Consider the following 15557-nt stretch of genomic DNA (forward strand, 5'->3'; position numbering starts at 1 on the left):
TCGTGGAGGCGGCGCCACTCGGCGCCGCCACCCTGTTACTGGGCCAGGCGCTGGCGCAGGAAGGCCAGGATGGTTTGCTCGTCAGCCGCCTTGGCGGGCCGGGGCATGTGTTGCGGCCAGCCGGCGTCTTTCGCCTCCAGCAGTTTTCTTTGCTCAGCTTCGTCCCAACGTCGTATTTCCTTGCAGGCCGATTCCCACCAGCCGTGTCGGCATACGTCGTAGTACGGGTTCTGCGGCGCCGAGCTGCCGTAGAGCAGATCACGACCGACCTTCTTCAGATGCTTGCGCTGGTTGCGCAACTGCCACTTGATCCACACGCGTTGCAGAGGCGATGGCATCGGCTTGAAACGCGGCACGTCCAGGCTACGGGCGATCAGCTCAGGGCTGAACGCCTCACCGTGCAGGCTGAAAAAGTGCGCCTGCATGGCATGGAAGAAACGTTTGTCGGCATAAAAGTGGTGCACGAACTTGCGCGCCTCGCGCACCGGCTTGCCGCGCATTGCGAAGGAAATCGCGACTTGCTCGATGGTGTGGATGTCGAACGACTCGCGGGTCCACTCGTCGATAAAGCCGATGGCGGTTTCGAGCAACGGTGCGTCACTCGCCTGCACGCCGCACAGGCCGCTGTTGTAAAGCTTGAAGCCGTTGCTGGCGCTGATGCCATGGGCCTGTAGGTCGCGGCCCAACTTGAGGTAGTCCGGGCGCTGGCAGACGTAGCTCCAGTCGTATTCAAACTCGTCCATCACATACTGGCCGGGCTCGATCAGTTCGAGTACGCGATGGGGCGATTTGAGAAACAGCGTATCGGTATCGACGAACAAGGTTTTGTCCGCCAGCGTCAGCCCTTGGGCGATGGCGCAGGCCTTGCGGCGGTGGGTATAGCCGTTGTCGCCCTGCCAGCGGGTCAAGGTCGGCTCATCCAGGGCGATGGTTTCAACCGGCCAGCCAGTGTAGTCCTGCGGACGATCCGTCATGACCCGAATGCACAGCGATTCGCCCTGTTTGAGCTGCGACAGGGCGGTGAGGATGCTGAACTTGGCCTCGCGTCGATAAACATCCTGTTCACCGTAGACAAGGTAGAGCAGCTGGTGCGGTGTTTTTTGCAAGGGGGGCAGCGTGGACGACATGACGAGCTCCATGGAACAAGCGGGGAACTTTACCGGAATCCACCGACAAATCCCCGAGCCCACAGATTTTTCTTACAAATGGCTCCTGTTTATTCACACCAGGAAACAATTCCCTCACCGGTTTGGCAGGGTCAAAACTGTTCCCATGACGCGCACGTCACCCTGCGCTGTGACCTTTCTCTACGGCAACATGCCATCACGGCGTCAGCAGTTACTCCGCTACACACTTCTGCCTGGGAAAAACACGCACCTTTTTTGTGCGCGACTTTCTTACGCTGCCCTTTCCTGGATCAGAATCCACGGCGAAACCACCACGGCCCATAGGCTCGGATCACGCTCGACCAGGTCCAATGCCCGCGTCGCAGACACTTCGCCAAGGCTGCCCGAGGCCAGCCAGGCAGCGACTTTGTCACGGTTGTCCTCGGCCATTCCTTCGGCGGCTTCGATCAAATCCAGGCCGGCATCGACCCACAATAGGGCACCCTTGGCAAAGAACGGTTCAAGCTCCTTCCAGGAAATTTCGGCGGTTTCACCGAGCAGCTTGGCATAGAGGGTGCTAGGTTCTTGCGTCATGGGAGTTCACCTTGGGGAAAAAACGGCGCAATCATAACGTCACGCCCCAAGTAGAAAAACCCAGTTGCAAATGAGGCATCGATAGAAAGTGTCAGAAAAGCCAAGGATTGCCCGAGACTCTGGCATTAACCCGCCGCAATTCTGTCTTTTTCTTTCATTTAAGCGACACGCCCGGGTTTTGCCCCCAGCAGCCAGCTTTTCAAGCGATCAACCGGCGCTCTACACTGTACCGGTACAGTTGCCAGGCCGCTGCCGGGGGGATATCCGAGATATCCGATCCGGTTCTGCAGCTCACAAGGCCGCTAGAACTATAAAAAATACAACAGTAAGAGTGGAGCACTATGAATAAGGCTACTAAGCAGATTTCCAAACTGTTTGCCGCTATGGTCCTGGCTGGGGTTGCCGGCCATTCGTTCGCAGCTGATACCATCAAGATCGGTATCGCCGGGCCTAAGACCGGTCCAGTGACGCAATACGGCGACATGCAGTTCATGGGTGCCAAGCAAGCCATCAAAGACATCAACGCCAAGGGCGGCGTAGACGGCAAGATGCTTGAGGCCAAGGAATACGACGACGCTTGCGATCCTAAACAAGCCGTGGCCGTAGCCAACAAAGTGGTCAACGACGGCGTCAAGTTCGTAGTCGGCCACCTTTGCTCCAGCTCCACTCAGCCAGCGTCCGACATCTATGAAGACGAAGGCGTGATCATGATCACCCCGGCTGCCACCAGCCCGGACATCACTTCCCGTGGTTACAAACTGGTGTTCCGCACCATTGGCCTGGACAGCGCCCAAGGCCCGGCTGCCGGCAACTACATCGCCGACCACGTGAAGCCGAAAGTCGTTGCGGTGATCCACGACAAACAGCAGTACGGTGAAGGTATCGCCACCGCCGTTAAACAGACCCTCGAGAAAAAAGGCGTGAAAGTCGCCCTCTTCGAAGGCATCAACGCTGGCGACAAAGACTTCGGCTCGCTGATTCAGAAGCTCAAGCAAGCCAACGTCGATTTCGTCTACTACGGCGGCTACCACCCCGAGCTGGGCCTGATCCTGCGCCAAGCCAAGGAAAAAGGCGTGAACGCCAAGTTCATGGGCCCTGAAGGCGTCGGCAACGATTCCATCTCGCAAATCGCCCAAGGCGCTTCCGAAGGCCTGCTGGTCACCCTGCCGAAGTCCTTCGACGCAGATCCAGCGAACAAAGCCATCGTCGACGCCCTCGTCGCCGACAAAAAAGACCCAAGCGGCCCATTCGTGTTCCCGGCCTATTCGGCTGTTGAAGTCATCGCCGGCGGTATCGCTGCCGCGAAGAGCGAAGACACCGCCAAAGTGGCTGCTGCTATCCACGCAGGCACCTTCAAGACCCCTACCGGCGACCTGAGCTTCGACGCCAAGGGCGACCTGAAGGACTTCAAGTTCGTGGTCTACGAATGGCACTTCGGCAAATCTAAAACCGAAGTTTCCCCTCAGTAAGCCAGGCGTTACTGGTCCAACAAGCCCACTGTGAGAGCAGTGGGCTTTGTTTTACGAGGTTTATGGGCCTGTCACCCGCGATCCGGGCGCTGGCTCACCTGAAAATCTTAAAACCGTCACCAGCGGTTCGCTGGCAAACGCTTTGTGCAAATGTGCTCACAGAACACAGCGCAGGGCCGGAACATGACTCCACCAGTGAAATGCGTATCGGGTTTTTAGGAGCGCTGTAATGCCTGAGATCTATCATTTTTTCCAAACGCTGGTTAACGGCATGACCGTTGGCAGCACCTATGCCTTGATAGCCATTGGCTACACAATGGTTTACGGCATCATTGGAATGATCAACTTCGCCCATGGCGAGGTGTACATGATTGGTTCCTACGTGGCCTTTATCGCCCTTGCCGGGCTGGCCATGATGGGGATCCACTCCCTGCCGCTGTTGATGACCGCTGCGTTCCTTGCGTCGATCATCGTGACCAGTGCCTATGGCTACAGTATCGAGCGTGTTGCCTATCGTCCCTTGCGTGGCAGCAACCGTTTGATCCCGCTGATTTCCGCCATCGGCATGTCGATTTTCCTGCAGAACACCGTATTGCTGTCCCAGGACTCCAAGGACAAGTCCATTCCCAACCTGATCCCGGGGAGCTTCTCCTTTGGTCCGGGTGGCGCACAAGAAGTGCTGGTTTCGTACATGCAGGTCCTGGTCTTCGTCGTCACCCTGGTGGCCATGCTGGGCCTGACCCTGTTCATCTCCCGCTCCCGTCTGGGGCGCGCCTGCCGGGCTTGCGCCGAAGACATCAAGATGGCCAACCTGCTGGGCATCAACACCAACAACATCATCGCCCTGACCTTCGTGATCGGTGCCGCACTGGCCGCCGTCGCGGCGGTGCTGCTGAGCATGCAGTACGGCGTGATCAACCCCAACGCCGGTTTCCTGGTGGGCCTCAAGGCCTTTACCGCAGCGGTCTTGGGCGGCATCGGCAGTATCCCGGGCGCGATGCTCGGTGGCCTGGTGCTGGGTGTGGCCGAAGCGTTCGGTGCCGATATCTTCGGCGACCAATACAAGGACGTCGTGGCGTTCGGCCTGTTGGTTCTGGTGCTGTTGTTCCGTCCGACCGGCATCTTGGGCCGCCCGGAGGTTGAGAAAGTATGAGCAGATATCTTAAATCGGCGTTTTTCAGCGCCTTGCTGGTATGGGCCGTGGCCTTCCCGGTACTCGGCCTCAAGCTGAGCATTGTCGGCATCAACCTGGAAGTGCATGGCACCGGTCCCGTGACCCTGACCATCATTGCCTTGTGTTCGGTGTTGATGTTCCTGCGCGTGTTGTTCAGCGATCAGTTCAGTGCCTTGCTCAAGAGCAACCGCGGCCCGTTGGTCTCGCCCAAGGTCAGCCAGTTCCTGACCCTGCCGCGTACCCAGCGCTACATCATCATCGGCCTGATCGTGGCCGCGTTGGTCTGGCCGTTCTTCGGCTCGCGCGGCGCGGTCGATATCGCCACCCTGATCCTGATCTACGTGTTGCTGGGCCTGGGCCTGAACATCGTGGTGGGCCTGGCCGGCCTGCTCGACCTCGGTTATGTGGGTTTCTACGCCGTGGGTGCCTACACCTACGCGTTGCTCTCGCACTACCTGGGTTGGAGCTTCTGGATCTGCCTGCCCCTGGCGGGCATGGCGGCGGCGACGTTCGGCTTCCTGCTGGGCTTCCCGGTGTTGCGCTTGCGCGGTGACTACCTGGCCATCGTGACCCTGGGCTTCGGTGAAATCATCCGCCTGTTCCTGCGTAACCTCACCGATATCACCGGCGGCCCCAACGGCATCAGCAGCATTCCCAAGCCCACCTTCTTCGGGCTGTCGTTCGACCGCAGCGCCGCCGAAGGCATGCAGACCTTCCACGAATACTTCGGGATCGACTACAACCCGGTGAGCAAAGTGGTGTTCCTGTACCTGGTGGCGCTGTTGCTGGCACTGGCCGCCTTGTTCGTGATCAACCGCCTGCTGCGCATGCCCATCGGCCGTGCGTGGGAAGCGCTGCGCGAAGATGAGATCGCCTGCCGGGCCCTGGGCCTGAACCCGACCATCATCAAGCTCTCCGCGTTCACCCTGGGTGCTGCGTTCGCCGGTTTTGCCGGCAGCTTCTTCGCCGCTCGCCAAGGCTTGGTGACCCCGGAGTCGTTCACCTTTATCGAGTCGGCGATCATCCTCGCCATCGTGGTACTGGGTGGCATGGGCTCGCAGCTGGGCGTGATCCTGGCGGCAATCGTGATGATCCTGCTGCCGGAAATGATGCGTGAGTTCAGCGAATACCGCATGTTGATGTTCGGCGCCATGATGGTGCTGATGATGATCTGGCGTCCTCAAGGCCTGCTGCCCATGCAACGTCCACACATGGAGCTGCGCAAATGAGCCGCGAGATCCTGAAAGTCGAAAATCTGAGCATGCGCTTCGGCGGTTTGCTGGCGGTCAACGGCGTGGCCCTGACCGTAAAAGAGAAACAGGTGGTTGCCTTGATCGGCCCTAACGGCGCCGGCAAGACCACGGTGTTCAACTGCCTCACCGGTTTCTACAAGCCGAGCGGTGGCAGCATCCTGCTGGACGGCCAGCCAATCCAGGGCCTGGCCGGCCACGAGATCGCCCGCAAGGGCGTGGTGCGCACCTTCCAGAACGTGCGGCTGTTCAAGGACATGACGGCGGTCGAGAACCTGCTGATCGCCCAGCACCGTCACTTGAACACCAACTTCCTGGCGGGCCTGTTCAAGACCCCGGCGTTCCGCAAGAGCGAGCGCGAGGCCATGGAATTTGCCGCGTACTGGCTGGACAAGGTCAACCTCACCGAGTTTGCCAACCGCCCTGCCGGCACCCTGGCCTACGGCCAGCAACGTCGCCTGGAAATCGCCCGCTGCATGATGACCCGCCCGCGGATCCTCATGCTCGACGAACCGGCCGCCGGCCTCAACCCCAAGGAGACCGAAGACCTCAAGGCGCTGATCGGCGTGCTGCGTGAGGAACACAACGTCACCGTGCTGTTGATCGAACACGACATGAAACTGGTCATGAGCATTTCCGACCACATCGTGGTGATCAACCAGGGCACGCCGCTGGCCGACGGGACGCCGGAGCAGATCCGCGACAATCCTGAAGTGATCAAAGCCTATTTGGGGGAAGCGTAAAATGCTGCAATTCGAAAACGTTTCCACTTTCTACGGCAAGATCCAGGCCCTGCACAGCGTCAACGTGGAAGTGCGTCAAGGCGAGATCGTCACGCTGATCGGCGCCAACGGCGCGGGCAAATCCACCTTGCTGATGACCCTGTGCGGTTCGCCCCAGGCCCACAGCGGCAGCATCCGCTACATGGGTGAGGAACTGGTGGGCCTGCAATCGTCGCAGATCATGCGCAAGAGCATTGCCGTGGTGCCGGAAGGTCGTCGGGTGTTTTCCCGCCTGACCGTGGAAGAGAACCTCGCCATGGGTGGGTTCTTTACCGACAAGGGCGACTTCCAGGAGCAAATGGACAAGGTGCTGCACCTTTTCCCACGGCTCAAGGAGCGCTTCAGCCAGCGCGGCGGCACCATGTCTGGCGGCGAGCAGCAAATGCTCGCCATCGGCCGCGCGCTGATGAGCAAACCCAAGCTGCTGCTGCTGGACGAACCGTCCCTGGGGCTGGCGCCGATCATCATCCAGCAGATCTTCGACATCATCGAACAGCTGCGCAAGGACGGTGTGACGGTGTTCCTGGTGGAGCAGAACGCCAACCAGGCCCTGAAAATCGCCGACCGTGCCTATGTGCTGGAAAACGGCCGAGTGGTGATGGAAGGCTCGGGTGAGCAATTGCTGACGGATCCGAAGGTGCGTGAGGCGTACCTGGGCGGTTAACCACCGGTTGCTGAATGAACCGGGTCAAAAAATGTGGGAGCGGGCTTGCTCGCGAATGCGGTGGATCAGCTAAGTATCTGTTGGCTGACACTTCGCATTCGCGAGCAAGCCCGCTCCCACATTTGCTTTGTGTGATGCTCAAACTGTTGTGCATCCTGAATTAATTTTCGGCGGGCGTGTAACGGATTCCGCCCAACTGCCTCTAGTGGTACAAGCAGGCACTCAAGCCCGCCAATTCAACCCACTGCTGGAGATCCACCATGACCACCAAACTGTCCGCTGCCACCCTCGTCCTGGCCCTCGGTTCCGCCCTGAGCCTGTCCGCCCTGACCTCCACCGCCCACGCGGCCGATGACATGCAGAAATGCTTCGGCGTCGCTGAAGCCGGCAAGAACGATTGCGCCGCGGGCGCCGGCACATCCTGCGCAGGCACGTCGAAAACCAAAGACCAGGCCAACGCCTGGAAACTGGTCCCGGCCGGCACCTGCACCCAAACCCCAAGCTCCACCTCGCCGACCGGTTTCGGCCAGGAAGCCGCCTTCACCGCCAAGTCCTGAAACCCTGCGCCGCCTGAGTACTGATGATGACCCTTTCATCCTTGCCAGCCGTCTCCCAGGCTCAGGCGCCCGGCCTGCCGCGCCGGGCCGGGCTGGGGCTGAAGCACGAGCACTTCGCCGAAGTGCTCGAGACCGCCCCCGACATCGGCTTTTTTGAAGTGCACGCCGAAAACTACATGGTCGCCGGCGGGCCGTTTCACCACTACCTGGGATTGATCCGCGAGCAGTACCCGCTGTCATTGCACGGCGTGGGCCTGTCCATCGGCGGCGAAGGCCCGCTGGACCGTGAGCACCTGGCACGGCTGGCCACGCTGATCGAGCGATATCAACCTCACTCCTTTTCCGAACACCTGGCCTGGTCAAGCCACGGCCCGGTGTTTCTCAACGACCTGCTGCCCCTCGCCTACGATGCCGCCACCCTCAAGCGCGTCTGCGAACACGTGGATCAGGTGCAAAGCACGCTCAAGCGGCCAATGCTGCTGGAGAATCCGTCAACCTACCTGCAATTCCAGCGTTCGACCCTGGACGAGACGGACTTCATCAGCGAAGTCATCCGCCGCACCGGCTGTGGCTTGCTGCTGGACGTGAACAACGTCTACGTGTCGTGTATCAATCATCAACGCGACCCACTGGCCTACATCGACGCACTGCCGTTGCACGCTGTCGGTGAGATTCATCTGGCCGGGTTTGCCGAAGACACTGACAACCTTGGCGACCGCCTGCTGATCGACGACCACGGCGCGCCCATCGATAACGCCGTGTGGCGCCTGTACGAAACCGTACTGGCACGCATCGGCCCGGTGGCCACGCTGATCGAACGGGATAACCAGGTGCCGGACTTCAGCGTCCTTCACGCTGAAGCTCGACAAGCCGACTGGCACTTGTCGCAGGTGCTCTCATGAGCCTCTATGACATGTTTGCCAGCGCCCTGCTGGCGCCTGACCTGCCCTGTCCCGAGGGTCTGTTCAGCAGCAACGGTGCCGACCCGGCCAGCCGGTTTGCGGTGTACCGCAACAACGTACATAGCTCGTTGATCAACGCGTTGGCTGCGGCACACCCAGTGACCTTGCAACTGGTGGGCGACGCATTCTTTCGTGCCATGGCCGGCCTCTATGTACAGGCCAGTCCGCCGACCAGCCCGCTGATCAGTGAATACGGCGACTCATTTGCCGCGTTCATCCGCGGCTTCGAACCCGCTGCCAGCGTGCCGTACCTGGCCGATGTCGCACAGCTCGAACGCCTGCGCGTACGGGCTTATCACGCCGCGGATACGCCGGGCCTGGAGCAGCATGCCGTCCTCCAGTACCTGCAAAACCAGGCAGACCTGGGGACATTGCGCCTACACCTGCACCCGTCCCTCGCCACGCTGGACAGCGCGTATGCCGTGGTTGCCGTGTGGGCCGCGCACCAGACCGAAGGCGCCCTGGCCACCTTGAACCCCTGGCACCCACAGAGTGCGCTGGTGTTGCGCCACGGCCTGGGCGTCAAGGTGTTCGCCATCGACAGCGGCACCGTGGCGTTTATCAACAGCCTGAACCACGGTTCACCGCTGCAACGGGCCGTCGCTCATGCCCTTGAGACGTCGACCGAGTTCGACTTGCACAAATGCCTGTCGCTGCTGGTCAGTCACGAGGCCATCACCCATCTGCACCTGGAACAAAAGGTATCGCCATGAACACAGCCCCCACCTGCCTGATAAAACGGGCAATCGCGCTTTTAGAGAAAATCCCCTACAGCCTGATCGCCTTTCTCGCACGCTTCTCCATCGCGGCAGTGTTCTGGAAGTCGGGGCAAACCAAGGTCGAAGGTTTTGTCGTTGACCTGATCAGCGGCACCTTCCAACTGGGCGAACCGCGCCTCGCCGCCTCGACATTGCCGTTGTTTCGCAGTGAATATCACGTGCCATTGCTGTCGCCGGAGGTGGCCGCGCACATGGCGGCGTTTGCCGAGCACTTCTTCCCGGTGTTGATCCTGGTGGGCTTTGCCACACGCTTTTCGGCCCTGGCGCTGATCGGCATGACCCTGGTCATTCAGTTGTTCGTCTACCCGGATGCTTACCCGACCCACGGCACCTGGCTGGCCATACTGTTACTGCTGACAGCCAAGGGCCCGGGGCGCCTGTCCATCGACCACCTGATCGCCCGACGCTACGGCTAAAGACGGTCCAGGGCCTCGCCGCTGCGCTTGAACCAGTCCACCAGATAATCGGCCAGCACTTGGGTGCGACGGGGCAGACCGCCTTGATAAGGGTGTACCAGGTACATTGGCATGCTCCGTGTCTGATAATCCCGCAGGAGCCAACGCAAGCGTCCGTCGGCCAATTCCGCCGGTAGTACGTAGGATGGCAGACGGGCAATACCGGCCCCCACCAAGGCGGCCTTCTTCAGCAGGTTGTAGTGGTTGGACGCGAAGGTGCCGCTGACCCGCACCCGCAACAATTCATGTTGCTGGTGGTAAAGCCACTCTTCGCGGCCGCTGTAATGACTGTTGAGCAGGCAGGTATGGGCAGCCAAGTCCGCCGGCGTCTGCGGTTCGCCATGCTGTTCCAGGTAAGCCGGGCTGGCGCAGGTCATCTCCTGCCAGGCCAGCAGCGGCTTGGCGACCAGGCGCTCGTTTTCAATCGCGCCCGAGCGCACCCCCAAATCAAAGCCATCCCGTGCCAGGTCGCGGTAGCTGTTGTTCAGCTCCAACTCGATCTGGACCTGCGGGTATTGCTTGGAAAACTCCAGCAATAAGCCATCAAAGAAGGTTTCGCCCAGCGACACCGGAACTGTCATACGTACCGGCCCGGCCAAATCGTCTTTCAGCCGAGCCAATGCCTGACGGGCGCGATCAACCTGCACCACCAGCGCCTGCGCCTGGGGCAACAGCGCCGCACCGGCAGCAGTAAGGCTCAGCTTGCGCGTGGTGCGATGCAGCAACACCACCGAGAACTGCGCCTCCAACTGGCTGATGCGCTTGGACAACTGCCCCTTGCTGCAACCCAATTGCTCGGCTGCCACGGTGAAACTGCCCGCTTCGATCAGCACGGCAAAGGCCGCCAGGTCATCCATCTCGCTCATGGATTGTTTCCAATAGAAAACCAAAGGTTGCCTATTAGCACGTTTATCCATGAAAAAAGCCACTCTAGACTGAAACCTCACTTACCCCTGGAGGAACAGCCCCATGAAAATCCTATTGATTGGTGCCAGCGGCACCGTCGGCTCGGCGATCAAGGCAGAACTGGCACAGCGTCACGAGGTCATCAGCATCGGCCGCAGCAGCGGTGACTTCCAGGTGGACATCAGCGACAGCGCCTCGATCCGCAAGCTGTTTGAACAGACCGGCACGTTCGACGCCCTGGTGTGCGCGGCGGGTAGCGTGAACTTCGTCCCTCTGGGGGACATGAGCGAAGCCGATTTTGAGCTGGGCCTGCGCGACAAGCTGATGGGCCAGGTCAACCTGCTGCTGATCGGCCGCGAGTACGCCAACGACGGCGCCTCGTTCACTTTCACCAGCGGCATTCTCAACCGTGACCCGATCCGCACCGGCGCCTCGGCGGCGCTGGTCAATGGCGCACTGGATGCGTTCGTCAAAGCGGCGGCGATTGAGTTGCCGCGCGGCCTGCGCGTCAACTCCGTGAGTCCTACGGTGTTGGTGGAAGCGATGGGCAGTTATGCGCCGTACTTCCGCGGCTTCAAGCCGGCGCCAGGTGCGGATGTAGCATTGGCCTACGCGAAAAGTGTTGAAGGCCTGCAGACTGGGCAGACCTACATCGTCGGCTGAAAACGCCGTCAATTCAGCAGCGATGGCAGCAAGTCGGGCAGCATTTCTTTCGGGATTGAAAAGCTCAAGCGTCCTGAGTCGAGCGCACTCCGTACGGTTGAAGTGCTCAACTGTCGGCCGTTGAGATATAGCGTCAACGACTTGTTGAGCGCCTGAGTGGTAACCGCCGCCGTGCGCGCCTGGGCTTCTGGACTCAAGGTAACGCTCATACCGACATACTGAGCATTGGCATTGTGGGCCGTCTTTAACACTAGGCTCATGTCCACAAAGTCAGTCTGCGAGCGGTAAAAAATCTTGGCCGGCTGTTCAGCCCAACTGGTGAGTGGGACCAACAGCGCGGCTGAGAGGCCGATAGCTAATTTCATCATTGATGTTCCCTGGCAAAAAACCAACGTGACATTCAAACCGAAAGTTCCGTATAGGAAAAAGCCTGGCGGCTCTTTGTACATCATCTGTTCGGATTCCTGGCTTGTGATACATCGCCAGCCTGCGTAACGTGGCGGCACTTGTCTGGAGACCCTCTATGCGTGCCGCACGTACCCTTGCCCTGTTTGCCCTGCTCCCCCTGTTCGCCGCCTGCCAGATGTTCGAAAGCGAGCCGGCCAAGCCGTCAACTGCCGGCCTGACCCGCATGCAGGGCGAGCTCACGGCAGTCAATGGCAAGCTGCTGTTCCAGCCGTGCAACGACCAACGCAACTATGTGGTCAATGACACCGGCGGCACCAGCATCCTGCAGGAGGCCGCCTCCCTGGCCGGCCAGCAAGGGGCGCTGTTCGCCGACCTGCGCGGCAAGTTCTCCGGTGTGGCCAGCGGCACCCAGAGCAACGTGGACCTGCAGCAGCTCTATCGTGTGGAGCGCTCGACCTCGGCCTGCAACGACCCGGACTTCAAGCGCATGACCCTGCGCGCCAACGGCCACAAGCCGGCCTGGGCGATGAATGTCACGGCCAAGGGCATGGTCCTGGAACGTGAAGGCCAGCCGCCACTGGCGGTGCCGTACGTAGAAGAGCAAATCGGTGACGGCCGCTTCAACCTGATGACCGAGGCCAACAACCAGCACGTCGAGCTGTGGGTGGCCCCTCAACGCTGCGTGGACAGCGTCAGTGGCAGCCTGCAACACATGACCGCCGAATTGCGCGTCAACGGCCAGGTGCAGCGCGGTTGCGCGGCGTTTGGCGGCTCGCGCGACGACTGACGCGGCCCTCGGCTGTTTTAACATGACGGGAAATGTCCATTGGGGCTTATAATCACCGGTTTGCAAAACAGCCGGCCTCTTTGCCTGCCGCCTACCGGATCCCGTCATGCTACGAATCACCGAACTCAAGCTGCCCATCGACCATCCCGAAGAAGACCTGCGGCCTGCCATCGTGCAGCGCCTGGGCGTCGCCAGTGATGACCTGCTCGATTTCACCCTGTTCAAACGCAGCTACGATGCGCGCAAGAAATCGTCGGAGCTGTGCTTCATCTACACCATCGACTTGAATGTGAAGGGCGAAGCCGCCTTGCTGCTCAAGTTCGCCGATGACCGCAACATCAACCCGGCGCCGGATGTCAGCTACAAAGTGGTTGGCCAGGCGCCCGAAGGCCTGACCGAACGCCCGATCGTGGTCGGCTTTGGCCCGTGCGGGATCTTCGCCGGGCTGTTGCTGGCACAGATGGGCTTCAAGCCGATCATTCTTGAGCGCGGTCGCGAAGTGCGCCAGCGCACCAAGGACACTTGGGGCCTGTGGCGTAAAAACGTGCTGAACCCCGAGTCCAACGTGCAGTTTGGAGAGGGCGGCGCCGGGACGTTTTCCGACGGCAAGCTGTACAGCCAGATCAAGGACCCGAAATTCCACGGGCGCAAGGTCCTGCACGAGTTCGTCAAGGCAGGTGCACCGGAAGAGATCCTGTACGTCAGCAAGCCGCACATCGGTACCTTCCGCCTGACCGGCGTGGTGGAAAACATGCGCGAGCAGATCATCGCCCTCGGCGGTGAAGTGCGTTTCGAGCAACGCGTCACTGACGTGCTGATCGAGGACGGCCAGTTGCATGGCGTCGTCGTTGACGGCGGCGAGCAGATCCTCTCCAAGCACGTGATCCTGGCCCTCGGCCATAGCGCCCGCGACACCTTCCGCATGCTCCACGGCCGCGGCGTGTACATGGAAGCCAAGCCGTTCTCGGTGGGTTTCCGTATCGAACACCCGCAATCGCTGATCGACGCGGCACGCCTGGGTAAATACGCTGGCCATCCAAAACTTGGCGCTGCGGACTACAAACTGGTGCACCACGCCAAAAACGGCCGCTCGGTCTACAGCTTCTGCATGTGCCCGGGCGGTACGGTGGTCGCTGCCACCTCCGAGCCGGGCCGCGTAGTCACCAACGGCATGAGCCAATACTCGCGTAACGAGCGCAATGCCAACTCCGGCATCGTGGTCGGCATCACGCCTGAGGTGGACTATCCAGGTGGCCCGCTGGCGGGTATCGAACTGCAGGAACGCCTGGAATCCCACGCCTACATCCTCGGCGGCAGCAACTACGAGGCACCGGCGCAGTTGGTAGGCGATTTCATCGCTGGCAAGCCGTCCACCGCCACTGGCAGTGTGGAACCTTCCTACAAGCCGGGTGTGTCCTGGGGGGATCTGGCCCTCGCGCTGCCGGAGTTCGCCATTGAGGCGATCCGCGAAGCGCTGCCGGCGTTCGAGAAACAAATCAAAGGCTACTCGCTGCACGATGCCGTGTTGACGGGTATCGAGACACGCACGTCCTCGCCACTGCGGATCACCCGCAATGAATCGATGCAAAGCTTGAACGTGAAGGGCCTGTTCCCGGCCGGTGAAGGCGCGGGTTACGCCGGTGGGATTCTGTCGGCGGGCGTGGACGGAATTCGGATTGCCGAGGCATTGGCGCGGGATATGCTGGGTATCGAGGCCTGACATTGACCCTACAGCTTCCACACATCCACTGTGGAAGCTGGCTTGTGTGGGAGCGGGCTTGCTCGCGAAAGCGGAGTGTCAGTCGCTGGATAGGTTGACTGATACACCGCTTTCGCGAGCAAGCCCGCTCCCACATTGGTACTTGTGTTGGGTCAGATATTGGCGCGCAGGACGCTGGCAGGCAGAGGCTCGCCCCGCTCAACACTGGCCGCAACAGCCGCAATCAACCCCTCCAACGCATAGCCCTGGTTTTTGAGCCACGCCTGATCATAGTAAGTAGTGGCATAGCGCTCGCCCCCATCACACAAGATCGCCACGATCGACCCCGACTCCCCCACCGCTTTCATCTGCTGCGCGGCCATCAACGCGCCAATCAAGTTGGTCCCACTGGACCCGCCGACCCGCCGCCCCAACCGTTCAGCCAGGTAATGCATGGCCGCCAACGACAACGCGTCCGGCACTTTGACCATGGCATCAATCACCTTGGGCAGAAACGACGCCTCTACCCGTGGCCGGCCAATGCCTTCGATACGTGAGCCGCAGTCCAGGCGCAAGCTGGCATCGCCACTCAAGTAGTAATCAAAAAACACCGACCGCTCGGCATCGGCGCACAGCACGCGGGTGCAATGCTGGCGATAACGCACGTAACGCCCCAGGGTCGCGGTGGTGCCGCCGGTGCCTGGGCTGGAAATCAACCAGCTCGGCTCGGGATAATGCTCAAAGCGCATCTGTTGGAAGATGGATTCAGCAATGTTGTTATTCGCCCGCCAGTCGGTGGCCCGCTCCGCGTAGGTGAACTGGTCCATAAAGTGACCGCCACTTTCCCGCGCCAAACGCTCGGATTCGGCGTAGATCTGCGTCGGATCGTTCACCAAGTGGCTCTTGCCACCGTAAAAGGCAATCTGAGCGATCTTTTCCTGGGAAGTGGTGGCCGGCATCACCGCGATAAACGGCAAGCCGAGCAGGCGGGCGAAGTAGGCTTCGGAAATCGCCGTCGAACCACTGGAGGCTTCGATCACCGGCGCCCCCGGCTTGAGCCAGCCATTGCACAGCGCATAGAGGAACAACGAACGTGCCAGCCGATGTTTCAGGCTGCCAGTGGGATGGCTGGACTCATCCTTGAAGTACAACTCGATACCCGGCAAACCCGGCAAGGGCAGCGGGATCAGGTGCGTGTCAGCGCTGCGCTGGAAGTCCGCTTCGATGATGCGAATGGCTTCGCGGGCCCAGGGACGATGGTCGCTCATGAGGAGTTTCTCTAAGGATTTCACCCCCAATCTT

17 protein-coding genes are annotated in these 15557 nt (G+C 60.5%); 12 read left to right on the forward strand and 5 right to left on the reverse strand.

From position 1 onward, the window contains the following. Positions 1–35 precede the first annotated feature (35 nt). Positions 36–1127 (reverse strand): hypothetical protein, encoded by a 1092-nt coding sequence (locus DBR46_RS09490; RefSeq protein WP_124525972.1) that lies wholly within the window; start codon positions 1125–1127, stop codon positions 36–38. Positions 1128–1397: 270 nt separating this feature from the next. After that, a complete protein-coding gene (locus tag DBR46_RS09495) occupies positions 1398–1700 on the reverse strand; it encodes a DUF2288 domain-containing protein (protein ID WP_017735930.1) in 303 nt (100 codons plus the stop codon). Between the two features lie 341 nt (positions 1701–2041). Between DBR46_RS09495 and DBR46_RS09500 the strand changes: the two genes are divergently transcribed. The 9 genes from DBR46_RS09500 to DBR46_RS09540 all read left to right on the forward strand — a co-directional run bounded on the left by DBR46_RS09500 (position 2042) and on the right by DBR46_RS09540 (position 9753). Further along, the gene (locus tag DBR46_RS09500; RefSeq protein ID WP_124525973.1) at positions 2042–3169 is read left to right on the forward strand and encodes a branched-chain amino acid ABC transporter substrate-binding protein; all 1128 of its coding nucleotides are present in this window, start codon (positions 2042–2044) and stop codon (positions 3167–3169) included. Positions 3170–3398: 229 nt separating this feature from the next. Beyond that, positions 3399–4322 (forward strand): high-affinity branched-chain amino acid ABC transporter permease LivH, encoded by a 924-nt coding sequence (livH, locus tag DBR46_RS09505; protein WP_124525974.1) that lies wholly within the window; start codon positions 3399–3401, stop codon positions 4320–4322. Continuing rightward, a complete protein-coding gene (locus DBR46_RS09510; protein WP_124525975.1) occupies positions 4319–5572 on the forward strand; it encodes a high-affinity branched-chain amino acid ABC transporter permease LivM in 1254 nt (417 codons plus the stop codon). The genes livH and DBR46_RS09510 overlap by 4 nt, the downstream gene beginning before the upstream one ends. Next, on the forward strand, positions 5569–6336 hold the full coding sequence (gene livG, locus DBR46_RS09515; protein ID WP_124525976.1) for a high-affinity branched-chain amino acid ABC transporter ATP-binding protein LivG: 768 nt from the start codon (positions 5569–5571) through the stop codon (positions 6334–6336). The genes DBR46_RS09510 and livG overlap by 4 nt, the downstream gene beginning before the upstream one ends. A 1-nt stretch (position 6337) precedes the next feature. Then, the gene (locus DBR46_RS09520) at positions 6338–7039 is read left to right on the forward strand and encodes an ABC transporter ATP-binding protein (RefSeq protein WP_017735935.1); all 702 of its coding nucleotides are present in this window, start codon (positions 6338–6340) and stop codon (positions 7037–7039) included. 260 nt (positions 7040–7299) lie between these two features. After that, positions 7300–7596 carry a DUF2282 domain-containing protein gene (locus tag DBR46_RS09525; RefSeq protein WP_017735936.1) on the forward strand — a complete coding sequence of 99 codons (297 nt, stop codon included), beginning with the start codon at positions 7300–7302 and terminating at the stop codon, positions 7594–7596. Positions 7597–7619: 23 nt separating this feature from the next. After that, positions 7620–8498: a DUF692 domain-containing protein gene (locus DBR46_RS09530; protein WP_124525977.1), complete on the forward strand. Its 879-nt coding sequence runs from the start codon at positions 7620–7622 to the stop codon at positions 8496–8498. Continuing rightward, the gene (locus tag DBR46_RS09535) at positions 8495–9271 is read left to right on the forward strand and encodes a DNA-binding domain-containing protein (RefSeq protein ID WP_124525978.1); all 777 of its coding nucleotides are present in this window, start codon (positions 8495–8497) and stop codon (positions 9269–9271) included. The genes DBR46_RS09530 and DBR46_RS09535 overlap by 4 nt, the downstream gene beginning before the upstream one ends. Further along, positions 9268–9753, forward strand: a complete 486-nt coding sequence (locus DBR46_RS09540; RefSeq protein WP_124525979.1) for a DoxX family protein — start codon at positions 9268–9270, stop codon at positions 9751–9753. Before DBR46_RS09535 ends, DBR46_RS09540 begins: the two co-directional genes overlap by 4 nt. Here the strand turns inward: DBR46_RS09540 and DBR46_RS09545 are convergent. Further along, complete coding sequence (locus DBR46_RS09545; RefSeq protein WP_124525980.1) at positions 9750–10658, reverse strand: LysR family transcriptional regulator; 909 nt, start codon at positions 10656–10658, stop codon at positions 9750–9752. The two genes, DBR46_RS09540 and DBR46_RS09545, sit on opposite strands and share 4 nt — an antisense overlap. A 103-nt stretch (positions 10659–10761) precedes the next feature. Here DBR46_RS09545 and DBR46_RS09550 point away from each other — a divergent pair, with 103 nt between their 5' ends. After that, the gene (locus tag DBR46_RS09550; protein WP_124525981.1) at positions 10762–11361 is read left to right on the forward strand and encodes a short chain dehydrogenase; all 600 of its coding nucleotides are present in this window, start codon (positions 10762–10764) and stop codon (positions 11359–11361) included. A gap of 8 nt (positions 11362–11369) precedes the next feature. Here DBR46_RS09550 and DBR46_RS09555 read toward each other — a convergent pair whose 3' ends face one another. Continuing rightward, positions 11370–11813, reverse strand: coding sequence for a hypothetical protein (locus DBR46_RS09555; protein WP_124525982.1), 444 nt, complete (start codon positions 11811–11813; stop codon positions 11370–11372). Positions 11814–11884: 71 nt separating this feature from the next. Here DBR46_RS09555 and DBR46_RS09560 point away from each other — a divergent pair, with 71 nt between their 5' ends. Both DBR46_RS09560 and DBR46_RS09565 read left to right on the forward strand, forming a co-directional pair. Beyond that, positions 11885–12556 (forward strand): COG3650 family protein, encoded by a 672-nt coding sequence (locus DBR46_RS09560; protein WP_124525983.1) that lies wholly within the window; start codon positions 11885–11887, stop codon positions 12554–12556. 106 nt (positions 12557–12662) lie between these two features. Further along, positions 12663–14276, forward strand: a complete 1614-nt coding sequence (locus tag DBR46_RS09565; protein ID WP_124525984.1) for an NAD(P)/FAD-dependent oxidoreductase — start codon at positions 12663–12665, stop codon at positions 14274–14276. Positions 14277–14428: 152 nt separating this feature from the next. Here the strand turns inward: DBR46_RS09565 and DBR46_RS09570 are convergent, their stop codons facing one another. After that, positions 14429–15523 carry a PLP-dependent cysteine synthase family protein gene (locus DBR46_RS09570; protein WP_124525985.1) on the reverse strand — a complete coding sequence of 365 codons (1095 nt, stop codon included), beginning with the start codon at positions 15521–15523 and terminating at the stop codon, positions 14429–14431. Positions 15524–15557 lie beyond the last annotated feature (34 nt).

Source organism: Pseudomonas sp. KBW05, assembly GCF_003852405.1.
Lineage (GTDB): Bacteria > Pseudomonadota > Gammaproteobacteria > Pseudomonadales > Pseudomonadaceae > Aquipseudomonas.